Source organism: Neobacillus sp. B24 (genome assembly GCF_055381825.1).
Genome location: NZ_AP035777.1, coordinates 2901267 through 2919012 on the forward strand (window position 1 = coordinate 2901267; position 17746 = coordinate 2919012).

Below are 17746 nucleotides of genomic sequence, written 5' to 3' on the forward strand. Positions count from 1 at the left end.
AAGAAGTAATTGTAAACCGAATAATCAATATGACTTGTCTAGCTTCGGCTCCTAACTTCTCGGCCGTTTCGGTCCGTCCCAACAAATCCAAAACCGGGATTTGCTGCGCCGACCCTCCAACGTCTGTCAAAGTTGGACAGTCGCCTCCGCTTTTCTATTTGGTTAAGTCCTCGATCGATTAGTATCAGTCAGCTCCACATGTCACCATGCTTCCACCTCTGACCTATCAACCTGATCATCTTTCAGGGATCTTACTAGCTTGACGCTATGGGAAATCTCATCTTGAGGGGGGCTTCATGCTTAGATGCTTTCAGCACTTATCCCGTCCGCACATAGCTACCCAGCGATGCCTTTGGCAAGACAACTGGTACACCAGCGGTGCGTCCATCCCGGTCCTCTCGTACTAAGGACAGCTCCTCTCAAATTTCCTGCGCCCACGACGGATAGGGACCGAACTGTCTCACGACGTTCTGAACCCAGCTCGCGTACCGCTTTAATGGGCGAACAGCCCAACCCTTGGGACCGACTACAGCCCCAGGATGCGATGAGCCGACATCGAGGTGCCAAACCTCCCCGTCGATGTGGACTCTTGGGGGAGATAAGCCTGTTATCCCCGGGGTAGCTTTTATCCGTTGAGCGATGGCCCTTCCATGCGGAACCACCGGATCACTAAGCCCGACTTTCGTCCCTGCTCGACTTGTAGGTCTCGCAGTCAAGCTCCCTTGTGCCTTTACACTCTACGAATGATTTCCAACCATTCTGAGGGAACCTTTGGGCGCCTCCGTTACTCTTTGGGAGGCGACCGCCCCAGTCAAACTGCCCACCTGACACTGTCTCCCACCCCGATCAGGGGTGCGGGTTAGAATTTCAATACAGCCAGGGTAGTATCCCACCGACGCCTCCACCGAAGCTGGCGCTCCGGCTTCTCAGGCTCCTACCTATCCTGTACAAGCTGTACCAAAATTCAATATCAGGCTACAGTAAAGCTCCACGGGGTCTTTCCGTCCTGTCGCGGGTAACCTGCATCTTCACAGGTACTATAATTTCACCGAGTCTCTCGTTGAGACAGTGCCCAGATCGTTACGCCTTTCGTGCGGGTCGGAACTTACCCGACAAGGAATTTCGCTACCTTAGGACCGTTATAGTTACGGCCGCCGTTTACTGGGGCTTCGATTCAGAGCTTCGCTTGCGCTAACCCCTCCTCTTAACCTTCCAGCACCGGGCAGGCGTCAGCCCCTATACTTCGCCTTGCGGCTTCGCAGAGACCTGTGTTTTTGCTAAACAGTCGCCTGGGCCTATTCACTGCGGCTCATCACAGCTATTCACCGTAATGAGCACCCCTTCTCCCGAAGTTACGGGGTCATTTTGCCGAGTTCCTTAACGAGAGTTCTCTCTCTCACCTTAGGATTCTCTCCTCGCCTACCTGTGTCGGTTTGCGGTACGGGCACCTAATATCATCGCTAGAGGCTTTTCTTGGCAGTGTGGAATCAGGAACTTCGGTACTATATTTCCCTCGGCATCACAGCTCAGCCTTATGTGAGAAGCGGATTTTCCTACTTCTCAGCCTAACTGCTTACACGCGCATAACCAGCAGCGCGCTTACCCTATCCTCCTGCGTCCCCCCATCACTCAAACGATAAAGAGGTGGTACAGGAATATCAACCTGTTGTCCATCGCCTACGCCTTTCGGCCTCGGCTTAGGTCCCGACTAACCCTGAGCGGACGAGCCTTCCTCAGGAAACCTTAGGCATACGGTGGACGGGATTCTCACCCGTCTTTCGCTACTCATACCGGCATTCTCACTTCTAAGCGCTCCACCAGTCCTTACGGTCTAGCTTCAACGCCCTTAGAACGCTCTCCTACCGCGGACACCAGACGGTGTCCACCCACAGCTTCGGTGATACGTTTAGCCCCGGTACATTTTCGGCGCAGAGTCACTCGACCAGTGAGCTATTACGCACTCTTTAAATGGTGGCTGCTTCTAAGCCAACATCCTGGTTGTCTAAGCAACTCCACATCCTTTTCCACTTAACGTATACTTTGGGACCTTAGCTGGTGGTCTGGGCTGTTTCCCTTTTGACTACGGATCTTATCACTCGCAGTCTGACTCCCACGGATAAGTCATTGGCATTCGGAGTTTGTCTGAATTCGGTAACCCGATGAGGGCCCCTAGTCCAAACAGTGCTCTACCTCCAAGACTCTTACTACGTGAGGCTAGCCCTAAAGCTATTTCGGAGAGAACCAGCTATCTCCAAGTTCGATTGGAATTTCTCCGCTACCCACACCTCATCCCCGCACTTTTCAACGTGCGTGGGTTCGGGCCTCCATCCAGTGTTACCTGGACTTCACCCTGGACATGGGTAGATCACCTGGTTTCGGGTCTACGACTACATACTATGACGCCCTATTCAGACTCGCTTTCGCTGCGGCTCCGTCTTTTCAACTTAACCTCGCATGTAATCGTAACTCGCCGGTTCATTCTACAAAAGGCACGCCATTACCCATGAATGGGCTTTGACTACTTGTAGGCACACGGTTTCAGGTACTATTTCACTCCCCTTCCGGGGTGCTTTTCACCTTTCCCTCACGGTACTGGTTCACTATCGGTCACTAGGGAGTATTTAGCCTTGGGAGATGGTCCTCCCTGCTTCCGACCGGATTTCACGTGTCCGGCCGTACTCAGGATCCACTCAGGAGGGAACGAAGTTTCAACTACAGGGCTTTTACCTTCTACGGCTGGCCTTTCCAGGCCGCTTCATTTACCCCGTTCCTTTGTAACTCCATGTTGAGTGTCCTACAACCCCGAAAGGCAAGCCTTTCGGTTTGGGCTGTTCCCGTTTCGCTCGCCGCTACTCAGGGAATCGCGTTTGCTTTCTCTTCCTCCGGGTACTTAGATGTTTCAGTTCCCCGGGTCTGCCTTCCATACCCTATGTATTCAGGTAAAGATACTGCTCCATTACGAGCAGTGGGTTCCCCCATTCGGAAATCTCCGGATCAAAGCTTACTTACAGCTCCCCGAAGCATATCGGTGTTAGTCCCGTCCTTCATCGGCTCCTAGTGCCAAGGCATCCACCGTGCGCCCTTTCTAACTTAACCTAAAAGGTTTTACTCTAACATTCATTAGAGAGAAAAACTAAAATGGCGATCACTCGGTTTTTACTTGGTTACTTCTTCTTACGATTATCTAGTTTTCAAAGAACGAATAAAAAAGCTTTGAGAGAATAATTCCCTCAAAACTAAACAAACAGAAAACAATCAACGTTTTATTAGTCCGTAAGGACTAACGATTCCTTAGAAAGGAGGTGATCCAGCCGCACCTTCCGATACGGCTACCTTGTTACGACTTCACCCCAATCATCTGTCCCACCTTAGGCGGCTGGCTCCTTACGGTTACCCCACCGACTTCGGGTGTTACAAACTCTCGTGGTGTGACGGGCGGTGTGTACAAGGCCCGGGAACGTATTCACCGCGGCATGCTGATCCGCGATTACTAGCGATTCCGGCTTCATGCAGGCGAGTTGCAGCCTGCAATCCGAACTGAGAATGGTTTTATGGGATTGGCTCAACCTCGCGGTTTTGCAGCCCTTTGTACCATCCATTGTAGCACGTGTGTAGCCCAGGTCATAAGGGGCATGATGATTTGACGTCATCCCCACCTTCCTCCGGTTTGTCACCGGCAGTCACCTTAGAGTGCCCAACTAAATGCTGGCAACTAAGATCAAGGGTTGCGCTCGTTGCGGGACTTAACCCAACATCTCACGACACGAGCTGACGACAACCATGCACCACCTGTCACTCTGTCCCCCGAAGGGGAAAGTCCTATCTCTAGGAGTGTCAGAGGATGTCAAGACCTGGTAAGGTTCTTCGCGTTGCTTCGAATTAAACCACATGCTCCACCGCTTGTGCGGGCCCCCGTCAATTCCTTTGAGTTTCAGCCTTGCGGCCGTACTCCCCAGGCGGAGTGCTTAATGCGTTAGCTGCAGCACTAAGGGGCGGAAACCCCCTAACACTTAGCACTCATCGTTTACGGCGTGGACTACCAGGGTATCTAATCCTGTTTGCTCCCCACGCTTTCGCGCCTCAGCGTCAGTTACAGACCAGAAAGCCGCCTTCGCCACTGGTGTTCCTCCACATCTCTACGCATTTCACCGCTACACGTGGAATTCCGCTTTCCTCTTCTGCACTCAAGTCCCCCAGTTTCCAATGACCCTCCACGGTTGAGCCGTGGGCTTTCACATCAGACTTAAAGGACCGCCTGCGCGCGCTTTACGCCCAATAATTCCGGACAACGCTTGCCACCTACGTATTACCGCGGCTGCTGGCACGTAGTTAGCCGTGGCTTTCTGGTCAGGTACCGTCAAGGTACCGGCAGTTACTCCGGTACTTGTTCTTCCCTGACAACAGAGCTTTACGACCCGAAGGCCTTCTTCGCTCACGCGGCGTTGCTCCATCAGACTTTCGTCCATTGTGGAAGATTCCCTACTGCTGCCTCCCGTAGGAGTCTGGGCCGTGTCTCAGTCCCAGTGTGGCCGATCACCCTCTCAGGTCGGCTACGCATCGTCGCCTTGGTGAGCCGTTACCTCACCAACTAGCTAATGCGCCGCGGGCCCATCTGTAAGTGTCAGCGTAAACCGACTTTCAGCTTACCAACATGTGTTGATAAGAATTATCCGGTATTAGCACCGGTTTCCCGGTGTTATCCCAGTCTTACAGGCAGGTTGCCCACGTGTTACTCACCCGTCCGCCGCTAACCAACAGGAGCAAGCTCCCATTGATTCGCTCGACTTGCATGTATTAGGCACGCCGCCAGCGTTCGTCCTGAGCCAGGATCAAACTCTCCAAAAAAATGAGTTGATTAGCTCAAAAAAGTTACGTTGGCTTCATTCCGTTAGGAATGAATAATTTATTGTTGACGTTTTTGTTTGTTTAGTTTTCAAAGAACTATCAAAGCCACCCTTTTCAGAAGCGACAGAAACTAGTATATCAATTTGTCACAAATATATCAACTATTAATTTTTACCAATCACAATTGATAGTTAATTAATGTTCGACATGTTTTAAAACAACTTTTATATCTTACCACCTAGAAAGTTAATATGCAAGTGGTAATTTTCAAATGAGTAAGATTAAATTACTTCGTCGCTCAGTGGCGACTGGATTAATAATATATCGCATTTTTGCAGTCGTTCAATCGGTAGTTTTTTCCAAAAAGAGGATTCTTAAAGGAGTTTACAATAATCCATCAAAACTAAATACGAGGTGGATTAATTGAATGATTATTTATCTCCCACAACAGTTTTTATATTTTTTGCCACTTCCGCAAGGACAAGGGTCATTTCGGCCAATTTTCTTATTAGAATTTAAATCTAGTATATTATTTTTCTCGTTTGTTAATGCCCGTGATGCTTTTTGCTGAACTTGCGATACCTCATTTGGTGTATATCCTTTAAGGAACCATTGCCGGGTGTTATTCATCAGGTTAACCGCTTGATCCATACACTTCCTTACGGCATCGATATTTTTAAATTCCAGTCGGCTTGATAGAAATTGCAGAATTTTATTAGGATGCTCGCCTAAGTGTGTACTATGTACACATTCCTTTACAAGTCCATCCGCATCTTTCTTGGTGACTTCGTAGTTCTGCATTAAAAAGCGTACGAATTGTATGTAACTTTCTGTTATGTCAATGTATCCAGGTTCACCAGCTTTCAGCAGCTCTTCTTTGGAAAATGGGAAAAACGGCAAGTCCTTTCGCATCTGGTGTTCTTGTTTTACTTTTTTCGGATCAATCACTTGATCATTAGAATATCCTGTTTCATCAATTTTAATATTTCTATAGTAGGACTTTGCCAGATAGATTATGTCCAGATACTCTCTAACCCTAATTGAAGAATCCGTGTATGCTTCCAGGAAATCAAAAAGTTCATTGGTGGTTAGGCTTCCATAATAATGGAGAAGTCCATTTGTGAGCTTTATCCATTCTGTATTTCGGCTGCAAATGTCCCTAAATTCCTTGTCACCATCCTGAAAAAAACAATGCTTGACAAGCTCCTCTGGCATGCCGAGTATCCTTTTTCCCTCATATGTTCCGGTAAAAAAGATACCGCTATTACGCAAATAATTGAATTGATGTGACTTTAATTTAGGCGCTAGGATTGATCCCCCATTTCTGATAATATCCTTTACCAGCTGGTAACGGTCCAAATCCATTTCCTTGCAAACCTCTTCAAGCATTAGTGGGATTTGAGAACAAAGCAAATCAATTAATTCCGCTTTTTTCAACTGGCTGACACCTTTTAGGTTCAAACGTTTTCTAATCTCACCTAATTCATGCATGGAAAGCATGGTAAGAACATCTTTTAAGGTGAGCGGAAGAGAGATATCACCCCAGGTTTTCAATTCTTGGCTGTGTTCCATTCTCTCTTGCGTTTGTTTTATACCTTTTAACATGTTAAGCGTCGCTTTTTCCAATTGTTTATTAGTCAAACCTGTTCACCTCTATAATTATAAATAAGTTCTGTAAACGTACTTTTGACTAAAGTATAGCAATAAATAGGGTAATCTCTAAAAAACATTGTCTATTTATCCCTTAAACTAGTTTTAAACTGATCATAGTCCGTTTTAATATAATGAAACGCTGCAGGATTTCCTCCGTGATCGGGGTGTGTTAGTTTTAACAATTTTTTAAACCGGACTAATACTTCTTTTTCGCCAGCTTTTTTTGAGAGACCTAATTTTTGATGATAATTCGATACGTGGGAAATAGTTGAATCCTGAGTTGTTTCTTCTACTCTTTTGCCCTTCCTAGTAAGTTCCTCTCTTAATTTGATCAGTTCCTTGCGCAATTCAACATTTTCTTTCAGTATTTTTTCAGATTCAACTTGCCATTCCGTTTTTTCTTTCATTAGAACTGCGAGCTCTCTTTTCAATTTATTTCTTTGTTCAATCAGGGCTCGGACCGAGTTTTTATGAAGTTCTTCCAATCCCTGAAGCTGCTTATCCTGAGCTTTTATTTTTTCTTTTATATCTAAAAGTTTGTGATCTTGTTTTATAGGTTTATTTTCCAAACGGCGTTGGTTAGAAAGGTACTCCGACAGCTTGTACCCTTCTCCCACCTTTCTAATCTTACCTTCGTGATACCAGCGTTTCACTAGTGGAATGCCTGCACCTGCTGAAACACCTGCATCCTTCAACAATTCTATTGCTTGGTCTGTATCTTCAAATATGTAGCCGGACTCCCGTTGCCCAGTCTTTCCTTCATAGCTTATTTTACGTTCACGCATCCAGCGTCTCACGGTTTGAATGCTTTTATCCTCCGAAACGCCTGCATTCTTTAAAAAGTCAAAAGCTTGATCCGTATTCACGATAAGCCCTCCCCTCTCCTAACTTCTGAGGCTGCAAATTATGTAGATATTTCTCATTTTTTCACTTTCATATCTATCTTAATGTAGTCAAAAAAGAAAAGGAATGGTTAATTGGACTATTAATATTGGACCAAAAATCTGAGGAAATGTAACTATTTCTCACTTTCACCCTACGCAAAAAAGCCCTGCTAATGAGGGCCTTAGTTTAGTAATGTCATCACACTAAAGAAATGCATGATACTTCCTGCAATCACAAACAGATGCCACAGGGCATGATGGTATTTAAATCCTCGCCATATATAAAAGATGGAACCAACTGTATATAAAAGTCCTCCAATGACTAGATAATGAAGGCCCAAAGGTTCCAAATAATGTGAAAGTGGTTTCCAGGCAAACACAATTAACCAGCCCATAAATACATACAAGGCGGTCGAGGTAAACAGGAACTTTTTGACGAAAAACGATTTAAAAACCGTTCCGCCAATGGCAACACCCCAAACTATCCCAAAAATGGTCCAGCCCAGCCACCCCTTCACGGCAACAAACATAAATGGCGTGTATGTACCGGCAATGAAAAAATAAATAGAAGAGTGATCAAAAATTTCAAAAATATCTTTGACCTTGCTGCCTTCCGGAAATGCATGCAGGAGTGTAGAAGACATATACATTAAAACCATGGTTGAACCGAAAAGAGTGAAACTAACGATATGCCAGACTGTTCCATAAATAGATGAAGATACAACAAGAATAACCAACGCTGCAATACTGAGAAGAGCGCCAATTCCATGAGTAACAGAATTGGCGATTTCTTCACCTTTGCTGAATATGTGTGTATTTGCCAATCGATTTCCCCTCTTAACCATATAATCAATACAAAGCAAAATGACTTACTAGTCACTTGCCAGTGAGTTTAAGATATCATGTCATCGTTCCTTCCTGCAAAACGTTTGAATTGGCCCCAGTTTATTTTTTAACCCTCCGGATTTAACCTTTTAACAGACTTGCTCCCAGGAGCAAACCAACCAATTAGGGCAATCGCTACCAAAACACCATAGAAAATCAGAGTCCATATAGTACTGTGGGGAAAGTCATGATTTATAACACCTATATCCTCATGGGCAAGGGTAATAACGGCAAGTTTAACACCGACCCACGCCACAATGGCATAGGCTGTTGTTTCCAAGGCAGGACGTTTTTCAAGAAGTTTTACAAACCAGGTTGCGGCAAACTTAATCAGAATCAGGCCAGCTATTCCTCCTAGTAAGACGACGGTAAACTGCCCTCCATCCATTCCGCCGAATTCACCAAGCGGTGAATCTGGAAGACCAAGGGCGAGCGCAACCGCAGCCAGAATTGAATCTACGGCAAATGCCAAGTCTGCCAGACCAATCTTCCCCACTGTCGGCCAAAACCCTTTGCCTATGGCTTCCTTTTCATCATCATTATGAATGTTCTTATTTTCTTTTCCGAACTTTGCTTGTAGGACATGCTTTAATCCAAGGTATAGAAGATAGGCTGCTCCAATTGCCTGGATTTGCCAAACATTCGCAATAAAAGAAATGACAAAAAGGGCAGCAAAGCGGAATACAAATGCCATCATGATTCCATAATTGATGGCTCTTTTTTTCTGATCCTCAGGTAAATGCTTGGCAATAACGGCAAGTACCAGAGCATTGTCAGCTGACAATAACCCTTCCAATCCAATTAGTATTAATAATGCCCAAGCATACTCCAACCATATTGACTCCATCCATTACACTCCTTTCTGGGAGAAGAACTAGGTATATGTTTTCTACCGTATAATTTCCCAAAAAGGCGAGGTCGATTCCATTTCTAAGGTTCCTCATTTAAATAAAAAAATCTGTAGACATTCGCTCCTTGTCTATAGATTTTCCTAAACCCTATCTTGATCGATTTCTTCGATTTCGTAAGAATGATGGAACATCTAAAGATTCACCTTGGTCATATTTGTCACGCTCGAAACCACGTTCCGGTTCTTCCTGTTTTATATGATGACTTTGCAGTGAACGTTCTCTTTGAATTTGATCTCTTTGGCTTGGAATGGACATGTCAGTCGACGGCTGTGAAATCGGTTTTACTACCCGTTCCTCTTCTTCGTTGAATCCTGTGGCAATAACGGTTACGATGATTTCGTCTTTTAAGTTTTCGTTTATCACCGAACCAAATATCATGTTTAATTCTTCATGAGAAGCAGAGGAAACAATTTCTGCTGCCTCCTGTACTTCAAAAAGACTTAAATTACTGCCGCCGGTTATGTTCATAATAACCCCTTGAGCACCATTAATAGAAGTTTCCAGCAATGGGCTATTTAAGGCTGACTTTGCGGCTTCGGATGCACGATTACTCCCTTTTGCAACGCCAATTCCCATTAAGGCGGTTCCTTTATGAGACATAACGGTTTTTACATCTGCAAAATCAAGATTGATTAGGCCTGGAACAGCAATGAGATCCGAAATCCCTTGAACACCTTGCCGCAGGACATTATCTGCTTCTCGGAATGCTTCCAGCATCGGTGTTTTTTTGTCGATAATCTCCAATAAGCGGTCATTGGGAATAATAATTAACGTGTCAACAGCGTCTCTCATTTCTTTAATTCCGTGCTCAGCATTGACAGCACGCTTTCGGCCTTCAAATTTGAATGGACGGGTAACGACCCCAACGGTTAAGGCGCCAATCTTCTTGGCAATGTTAGCAACTTCAGGAGCCGCACCTGTTCCTGTACCGCCACCCATACCGGCAGTAACGAAAACCATATCTGCCCCTTTTAGCACTTCCTCAAGCTGCTTCTTACTTTCTTCCGCTGCTTTTTTTCCTATTTCCGGATTTGCCCCTGCTCCTAGCCCCCTTGTCAGGGAAGCGCCAATTTGCATTCTGATTTCTGCTTTTGATTGATTCAGTGCTTGTCCATCGGTATTGACCGCAATAAATTCGACACCCTCAATTCCTGCCTCGATCATTCGGTTCACGGCATTGTTTCCGCCGCCGCCGACACCTACAACCTTGATCGAAGCGAATTGGTCAACATTTATATCATAATTAAACATGGTGATCCCTCTTTCTTAATCCAACTAGTTTCAAGTATAAAGAATGTTTATATATTATTCGAATCTTCCGTCTCTTTTTTATAGGTAAGTAGAGTAAAAGGCTGAATAAAATCTTTCTTTAAAAACTAGTATACACAACAATAGCATTACTTTTATTAACGGAAGTTAACATTCTAGTTACAAACAAGTTTTTTTGAGCTGAAAAATAAAAAAACGCTACAACCCCACACGGGAGTATAGCGTTTGGCATAACTAAAAATAGAGTGAATGTTCTATAATAGTATAATAATAGTAAATTTTCTGGAAAAATAGGAGGGATTATCTTGTATCAAGCGTCAGTTAACGGAGTCAGCCTCCACTATGATCGGTTGGGAACTGGCGAGCCGCTAGTGCTTATTCATGGCTTGGGCGAACGAAAGGAAGGCTGGAAGTTTCAGTATATGCTCGCTGAACATTTTGAGTTAATTATTCCCGATTTGCGGGGATTTGGACAAACCCGGTGTTCTGAGGGTCAGGAAATAACGATCAAAGAGTTTGCCAAAGATATTGTAGAGTTATTGGATGTATTAGGCATAGGCCAAGCCCATTTTCTTGGCTTTTCAATGGGCGGGATGACAGCCCAAGAAATCTGTAAGAACTATCCAGAAAGAGTAAAGTCCCTGATTTTGGCAAACACGCTTTTTTATGTGCCGAAGTGGCTTAAGAAATTTTTATTGTGGAGCAACAGGAAATATATCGCCAATTTGAACCTTGAAAATTTCCAGACTGGTGCAACATTGAAATGCTTGTATAACCAGAGTGAAGAAAATATCCAAAAAGTCATGCCAATTTGGTCGGAACATCTTGATGGAACGCTGGCTGGGCTTAATGAATGTCTGCAAATTGACTATCGAGAAACTTTGAAAGGAATAAATAGCCCCACTTTGGTCATCTCCTGCAAGAACGATAAAATTTGTCCCGTCTTCAATCAAAGGAGAATGCATAAATTAATTCCAAATTCATTATTATATACGATAGATCAAGCAGGCCATGAAGGTAGAATTGAGAAAACGGACGAATTTAATCGGGTAGTAGTGGACTTTTTAAAAAATAGTTCTAATTGATTTACTTATCCATTTTCATAACAGAAGGCCGCTTCCGACTGGAAACGGCCTTCTGGCTAAATGGGGCCCTTCGATGCCCTCGATTGTATTTCTAACTTTTTGTTCACAAATTATATAGTTACTTGCCTTCATAAATTAAAACGTTAAAACCTTATAACGTTAAAGTTATGATGTAGCGAAACTTTTCCCATTTAGATAATAAGCAGTTTCCAAAAATGTACTAAAGGCTACCTCTACTTCTGGAATTCCAAACGTTTGTATATGTTTGGTCACAATATTGGCAAATTGATCCTGAATTTCCTGCCCGCGTTGAAACCACTTTACTTCTATTAATGGATACCCAGGCACTTCATTGCCATCAAATACATAAGTAGAATGGACAACTTCCAAGGTGAAATTGTCTGTTCCGCAAGCACATAAATCTGCTAAATCTTGAACTAAAGTGGTACTCATTGTTTTTACCTGATCTACTGAAACTCCTCTTATGAATAAATGTGGCACTTTTTTCCCTCCAAAATACACTTTTATTTAGCAAACTATCGACTATTGCTATCAACCAATGAATCAAATCGACTAATGGAATAGCGGTCAATGGGTATGGATGTCTCCCCATCTAGAATTAATTCGGTCATAAGCGTTCCAATTAGCGGAGAAAGGGTTACCCCACTGTGAGTTGCCGCCACATAAAGATTATCAAAGCCCGGTATATTCCCAAGTATCGGAAATCCATCCTCCGGCATGGCTCGAATACCGGAAAACGCCCGCACCACTTTGGCTTTTCTTAAGCCAGGGACATAATGGACTGCCAGATTCGCCGTTTCTTGAATGACATCCAATGTGGTTGCCCGGTTAAATCCTTCTTTTTCCATCGAGTAACCGATTAGTACCTCCCCATTAACAGCCTGACGCAGCCCGCTAATTGTATAGTTCAAGAATGGCTTCAGGGGTTCTGTAACCAGAATTTGCCCTCTCAACTGGTTTACAGGAATGTCGATGTCAATTAATTTCCCTAATTCTCTTGACCAGGTGCCTCCGGCAAGCACTAGATTTTTGCCGACATAGGTTCCTTTCTGGGAAACGACAATGAACTCATCATGCAACCTTTGGATTTCTGTTACTTTGTTATATGTAGAATAGTGAACACCATTCTTCTTGGCCGCCCTCATATACATATCGACTAAGCGAAAAGGGTTGACGTTCCCGTCAATGGAACTATAGGTTGCGCCTGCTGCCTCGGGATTAAGCGAGGGTTCTTTTTCCAAGGCTTCTTCGCGGGATAGGACCTTGATTTTAATGCCAATTTCCTTATAAGCCTCAGCAAGCTGCAAGAATTTTTCGCGGTCACCCTCATTAAAAAATGGAGAAAGTCCGCCCGTTCGTTTATATTCAACGTCACCAATTTTTTTCGATAAAAACGGATAAAGTTCGGCGCTATACATATTAAACTCAGCATACCAGGAAGGTGTTTTATTATGTACCCACACCCATGCCTGCGTCGAACCTGACGTTCCCGACAACGGAAATTTTTGGTCCAGCACAAGAATCCCTTCTTTCTGGCGTTCCGAAAGATGATACGCGATGCTGCTGCCGACAACCCCTCCTCCGATAATAATGGTTTCATAATTTGTTCCCATCTATCTCACCTTCCCATCTTCTAACTCCACCTCGTCTAACACAGATTTGACAGAGGAAAATGTGGTACTTTTGGTTGCAAGTGTTTCCAGCTTAATGGGGCTAATTGGCATTCTCATTCGTGGCAGTGGAATCTCAGTGAAAGGAAGGCCTGTTTTTTCATGAATAATTCCTGCGACCAGGTTTGCGCATATTTTCGACTGGCAGGGTCCCATGCCGCAGCGTGTCAGTCTTTTTACATCATCAAATCTTCGTGCTCCATTCGAAATAACTTCCTCGATTTCCTCATAACTAATTTCTTCACATCGACAAATAATTGTGGTTTTATCCAATATATTCACCTTCTAGTCTCTTAACTTTTAAAACTAAGAGATAAATTGATCCGTTAGGACTGGATGTTCATAGTTTCCGACATGCCGGTTTCTGGCTTTCCATGCATCAGGATACAGCTTCGTTTCAAGAATTTCGAGCTCGCTCCATAGGGAGGCTGTCTCGATTTCAGCCTCTTGCTTACTTATGGCCCCCAGAGCTTCACAAACATTGATTCCGGCAATCTTCCCCGTCACTAGTAAAACGCCCTGTGTACTAACCCCGGCAGCGTTCCCTGCTAAAAAAACATCCTTCCGATCTGTTTGTAATTCTTTGTTGTATTGTGGAATCCAACCGCCCAATTCTTTTTGATAGCCGAAAGAACAGCCTAGCTGGTAAAAAACATCAAGGATCGGGGAGCGGCCGCCATCCACACAAACGGCATCAACTCTAATTGTCGTAACTTGATCTCCCTCTACAAGATCAACTTCCTCAACTTTTCCGATTCCCCTGGCTTCTTTTATCAAAGTGTTAACATGAACCGGAATCCCAACTTTACGAACCTGCTCCACTTTTTCTTTGTCATGCGCAAAGAAGGTTGTACCATTTTCCACTATCGCCTCAACCCTAACACCAATTTCAGAGAGCTGAAGAGCAACGTCCATCGCAAAGTCACTGGATCCAACGATGACAGCATTTTTTCCAGGCATGACTAAATCCCGATTGATTAGGGTTTGGGCTGCCCCAATGGTCATGACCCCAGGGAGCGTCCATTTCGGAAAGGCAACGGCATTTTCAGCTGCACCTGTAGCAACAATAATTTTTTTCGCTTTTAGCGGAAATACGTTGGTTTCATCCGAAATTCCAACACTTCCATCCTTGTAGAAACCAATCACACGATGACCTAACAAACAACGAACGGATGAATCCTCCACTTGTTTTCGTAATCGTTCGGCAATCTCAAAGCCACGCATAGGCTGATAAGCAGAAGGCAGCGAATGAAGTACCTGGGTTTGCTGCATGAATTGCCCGCCCATTGAAAGTGATTCTTCCACAATCGTTACATCCAGCCCCCTTGATGCGGTTTCTATGGCGGCCATAAGACCAGCGGGGCCGGCACCAATAATAAGAACATCAGTCTCCATAGTTCTCACCCCTTACTACCGGATCACCATCATTAGGATAAATTTTCATCCCATCCTCAACCTCGGTTAGACAAGACCGAACATGATCCTCTCCATTGACCGTTACATAGCAGCTGCAGCATCTTCCCCGCGTGCAGAACAATCCTCTGGGCTGGACTAAATTGCGGCTTACCCCTAATTTTTTTACATCATTAGCATACAAGGCAGCAGCTACGGATTGGTGTTCATAGGCAGTGAATGGTTCATCATTAAAATAAATGGTTACTTGTTTTTGAATCTTATCCCCTAAAACGGGGTGATGTTTGATGTGCATAAAAACACCTTCTTATCAATTATTCGATTGAAATACCTTTCCAACACCTAATACCCTCTCAATCACAACCATTAAAACAACAGTTAAAAGAATCATAATACTAGATACAGAGGTAATAATCGGATCATACTGATATTGCATATAGGTATAAATACGTACTGGAAGCGTAACGACATCGGTACTTACAATAAATAGAGCAACCGTTAAGTCGTCGAATGAGGTAATGAATGCAAAGATAGCTCCTGCAATAACACCTGATTTAATAATCGGAAGCGTAATTTGAAAAAACACTCTCATGCTTCCAGCCCCAAGATTCATTGCCGCTTGTTCAATTGTACGGTCAAAGCCTACTAAACTAGCAACAACCAAACGCATGACAAACGGGATGGTTAAAATAAAATGCCCGATTATCAAAGCCGCCGGACTCGTGGCCAAACCAACCCAGGAATAAAATTGCAATAGAGCAACCCCAAAAACAACGGATGGGATTAAAAGTGGTGAACCGACTAGCTGCATGATGGCTGTTTTCCCTTTGAACTGATACCTGACAACAGCAATCGAAGCCATGGTTCCAATAATCGTCGAAATAATGGCCGTGCCGAATGCAACGCCAATACTGAGCATGAACGACTGCATAAATTCAGGATGATTGACTAATTCGGTGTACCACTTTAAGGTCAAACCTTTGGGAGGAAATACAATATAATCAGTGGCAGTCAGCGATGACAATAGAACAACCACGATTGGAGCAGCCAAAAAGATATAAACGAGCAGACAAAAGAGATTTAAGCCGAATTTAGGCAATATCTTCCTCATTGAATGGCCACTCCTTTTTTAGTCGCAGTTAATAGTTTGCTATAAATAATGATTGAAAAAGTTGCAATAAAGATTAAGATGAATCCAATCGCCGATCCGTAAGGCCAATTCAACATGACAGCCACTTGTTCATATGTAAGGAACGACATCAATTTTACCTGTGGCCCCCCAAGTATTGCAGGTGTGACGAATGAACTTACTCCTAAACTAAAAACCATGACGGAACCCGCAAAGATGCCAGGCAAGGTTAATGGTAGAACAATAGAAAAGAAGGTACGAAATGGGCTTGCACCAAGATTCTGAGAAGCGCGGATGACCGATGGATCAATTCTTTCAAGCGAACCCATAATACTTAGAACCATATATGGAAATAAAACGTGAACCATGCCAATCACTACGCTTGTTTCCGTATAAAGCAATGTTAATGGCTTATCAATCCAACCAAGCTCCAGTAATGTATTATTGATAACACCATTATTGTTTAGCAATATTACCCAGCCATAACAGCGAATAACCATACTAATTAACAGAGGAGACAGAACCAATAGTGTTAAATAATTTTTACTTTTTCCCTTTGCTTTCGTAATTTGATAGGCAACCGGATACGAAATGACAATGGATATTAAGGTAGTAAGCAAGGCAATTTTTACTGTCCTCCAAACAACACCAAGATAAAATGTATCGGAAAGAAATTTTATATAATTTTGAAGTGTCCAGTCATTGCCAATTCCGCTAGCCGCATCAAACGTTTTAAAGCTTGTGATAAAAAGGAAGAACAGTGGAAGCAGAAAAAAGAAAATAAAGGTGCCAAGGGTCGGAAGTAATAAGAGCCAATAATCCAGTCTTTTCTTCGATAGATTCTTTTTTTTCTGTTTAATTAACATTTTCTGTTCATGAAACGTGGTTTCAGCCTGCACGGGTCTTGTCACCTCACTTTTTGGTTGCTAATAAATCCTCTGGGTTCCAATGGATACTTACAGTTTTCCCCTCTTGAACCTGATCGGGATTCAAAACAGTATTAGAAATATCAGCAATAATATGCTTATCCTTGGTTTGTAAAATGTAGCGAGTCTTCGAGCCCAAGAACATTTTCCTTTCCACCTTGACCTTAAGACCTTCACGTTCTTCTAATGAGACTTGTATTTTCTCCGGGCGAATATAAAAATCAATTAACCCATCTGCTGCTGTATATCCTGTTAAACCTTGTTCATAGCCCCCAAAAGAAACTAAATGTTCTTTCTCATTTATGGTTTGAACTACTTGGCCTTGAATCTGGTTTACTTCCCCAATAAATCTGGAAACAAAATCGGTTTGTGGGTGGTTATAGATCTCTACTGGGGTATCAAGCTGTTCAATTCTGCCTTGATACATAACCGCTATCCGGTCCGAAATGGCAAGTGCCTCTTCCTGATCATGGGTAACAAAAATTGTCGTAATCCCGACCTTCTTTTGAATTTCCACGATTTCCTCACGCATTTCCTGACGCAGCTTAGCATCCAAATTACTTAATGGTTCATCAAGCAATAAGACTTTCGGCTTGATTACAAGTGCTCTAGCTAAGGAAACACGCTGCTGCTGACCCCCGGATAACTCTTTGGGGTAACGAGTTTCATAGCCTGTCAGCCGAACCATCTCGAGCGCTTCCGCCACACGGGATTTAATTTCATCCTTATTTACCTTGCGGAGTTTTAAACCATAAGCGACATTATCGAACACAGTCATATGGGGGAAGAGAGCATAGTTTTGAAAAACCATGCCCATTTCCCTCTTATTCGGGGGAAGCAAGTGGACTGGCTTTCCGTCCACCACGATTTTTCCTCCGTCTACTTCCAAGAACCCGGCAATCATGTTTAGAGTTGTAGTTTTTCCGCAGCCGGAAGGTCCTAGGAAAGACACTAGCTCCCCCTGTTTGATTTCGAGGTTCAACTTTTTCACAACTTCTGTTTTATTAAAGGTTTTTACTACATTTTCAAGGCATAAATAACTCATGTTTTCACCT

The 17746-nt window shown here is 43.7% G+C and carries 14 protein-coding genes and 2 rRNA genes; 1 reads left to right on the forward strand and 15 read right to left on the reverse strand.

Features of this window, described 5'->3' with window-relative positions; genetic code table 11:
• Positions 1-158: 158 nt before the first annotated feature.
• From ACZ43M_RS14285 to ftsZ, 7 genes are all read right to left on the reverse strand, one after another.
• Positions 159-3096, reverse strand: a 23S ribosomal RNA gene (locus tag ACZ43M_RS14285).
• Positions 3097-3295: 199 nt separating this feature from the next.
• Positions 3296-4845: ribosomal RNA gene (locus tag ACZ43M_RS14290) — 16S ribosomal RNA — on the reverse strand.
• Together the 16S and 23S rRNA genes form the textbook arrangement of a ribosomal RNA operon.
• A gap of 435 nt (positions 4846-5280) precedes the next feature.
• Positions 5281-6486, reverse strand: coding sequence for an SEC-C metal-binding domain-containing protein (locus tag ACZ43M_RS14295; RefSeq protein ID WP_464503231.1), 1206 nt, complete (start codon positions 6484-6486; stop codon positions 5281-5283).
• A 92-nt stretch (positions 6487-6578) separates the two neighbouring features.
• Positions 6579-7364, reverse strand: a complete 786-nt coding sequence (locus ACZ43M_RS14300; RefSeq protein WP_464503232.1) for a hypothetical protein — start codon at positions 7362-7364, stop codon at positions 6579-6581.
• 200 nt (positions 7365-7564) lie between these two features.
• Complete coding sequence (gene trhA / locus ACZ43M_RS14305) at positions 7565-8206, reverse strand: PAQR family membrane homeostasis protein TrhA (RefSeq protein ID WP_464503233.1); 642 nt, start codon at positions 8204-8206, stop codon at positions 7565-7567.
• Positions 8207-8334: 128 nt separating this feature from the next.
• Positions 8335-9114 carry a TerC family protein gene (locus ACZ43M_RS14310; RefSeq protein WP_464503234.1) on the reverse strand — a complete coding sequence of 260 codons (780 nt, stop codon included), beginning with the start codon at positions 9112-9114 and terminating at the stop codon, positions 8335-8337.
• Positions 9115-9265: 151 nt separating this feature from the next.
• Positions 9266-10429 (reverse strand): cell division protein FtsZ, encoded by a 1164-nt coding sequence (ftsZ, locus tag ACZ43M_RS14315; RefSeq protein ID WP_464503235.1) that lies wholly within the window; start codon positions 10427-10429, stop codon positions 9266-9268.
• Positions 10430-10752: 323 nt separating this feature from the next.
• On the opposite strand from ftsZ, the gene ACZ43M_RS14320 reads away from it, so the two are divergent.
• Positions 10753-11532 (forward strand): alpha/beta fold hydrolase, encoded by a 780-nt coding sequence (locus ACZ43M_RS14320; protein WP_464503236.1) that lies wholly within the window; start codon positions 10753-10755, stop codon positions 11530-11532.
• 165 nt (positions 11533-11697) lie between these two features.
• On the opposite strand, the gene ACZ43M_RS14325 is transcribed toward ACZ43M_RS14320, so the two are convergent.
• From ACZ43M_RS14325 to ACZ43M_RS14360, 8 genes are read right to left on the reverse strand one after another with little or no spacing between them, the layout of a single operon-like run.
• Positions 11698-12033 carry a DUF1904 family protein gene (locus ACZ43M_RS14325; RefSeq protein WP_464503237.1) on the reverse strand — a complete coding sequence of 112 codons (336 nt, stop codon included), beginning with the start codon at positions 12031-12033 and terminating at the stop codon, positions 11698-11700.
• 35 nt (positions 12034-12068) lie between these two features.
• Positions 12069-13166, reverse strand: coding sequence for an NAD(P)/FAD-dependent oxidoreductase (locus ACZ43M_RS14330; protein ID WP_464503238.1), 1098 nt, complete (start codon positions 13164-13166; stop codon positions 12069-12071).
• A complete protein-coding gene (locus ACZ43M_RS14335; protein ID WP_464503239.1) occupies positions 13167-13496 on the reverse strand; it encodes a (2Fe-2S)-binding protein in 330 nt (109 codons plus the stop codon).
• A 33-nt stretch (positions 13497-13529) separates the two neighbouring features.
• Positions 13530-14618, reverse strand: coding sequence for an NAD(P)/FAD-dependent oxidoreductase (locus ACZ43M_RS14340; protein WP_464503240.1), 1089 nt, complete (start codon positions 14616-14618; stop codon positions 13530-13532).
• Positions 14608-14931 (reverse strand): (2Fe-2S)-binding protein, encoded by a 324-nt coding sequence (locus ACZ43M_RS14345; protein WP_464503241.1) that lies wholly within the window; start codon positions 14929-14931, stop codon positions 14608-14610. The genes ACZ43M_RS14340 and ACZ43M_RS14345 overlap by 11 nt, the downstream gene beginning before the upstream one ends.
• A gap of 15 nt (positions 14932-14946) precedes the next feature.
• Complete coding sequence (locus ACZ43M_RS14350; protein WP_464503242.1) at positions 14947-15747, reverse strand: ABC transporter permease; 801 nt, start codon at positions 15745-15747, stop codon at positions 14947-14949.
• Positions 15744-16664: an ABC transporter permease gene (locus ACZ43M_RS14355; RefSeq protein WP_464503243.1), complete on the reverse strand. Its 921-nt coding sequence runs from the start codon at positions 16662-16664 to the stop codon at positions 15744-15746. The genes ACZ43M_RS14350 and ACZ43M_RS14355 overlap by 4 nt, the downstream gene beginning before the upstream one ends.
• 13 nt (positions 16665-16677) lie before the next feature.
• Entirely contained in the window at positions 16678-17736 is a 1059-nt protein-coding gene (locus tag ACZ43M_RS14360) for an ABC transporter ATP-binding protein (RefSeq protein ID WP_464503244.1), read from the reverse strand.
• Positions 17737-17746 lie beyond the last annotated feature (10 nt).

Bases quoted from the DNA above. Each gene is read 5' to 3' on its own strand.
- ACZ43M_RS14310 (WP_464503234.1), bottom strand. From the start codon at position 9,114: ATGGAGTCAATATGGTTGGAGTATGCTTGGGCATTATTAATACTAATT.
- ftsZ (WP_464503235.1), bottom strand. From the start codon at position 10,429: ATGTTTAATTATGATATAAATGTTGACCAATTCGCTTCGATCAAGGTT.
- ACZ43M_RS14330 (WP_464503238.1), bottom strand. From the start codon at position 13,166: ATGGGAACAAATTATGAAACCATTATTATCGGAGGAGGGGTTGTCGGC.
- ACZ43M_RS14340 (WP_464503240.1), bottom strand. From the start codon at position 14,618: ATGGAGACTGATGTTCTTATTATTGGTGCCGGCCCCGCTGGTCTTATG.
- ACZ43M_RS14345 (WP_464503241.1), bottom strand. From the start codon at position 14,931: ATGCACATCAAACATCACCCCGTTTTAGGGGATAAGATTCAAAAACAA.
- ACZ43M_RS14350 (WP_464503242.1), bottom strand. From the start codon at position 15,747: ATGAGGAAGATATTGCCTAAATTCGGCTTAAATCTCTTTTGTCTGCTC.
- ACZ43M_RS14360 (WP_464503244.1), bottom strand. From the start codon at position 17,736: ATGAGTTATTTATGCCTTGAAAATGTAGTAAAAACCTTTAATAAAACA.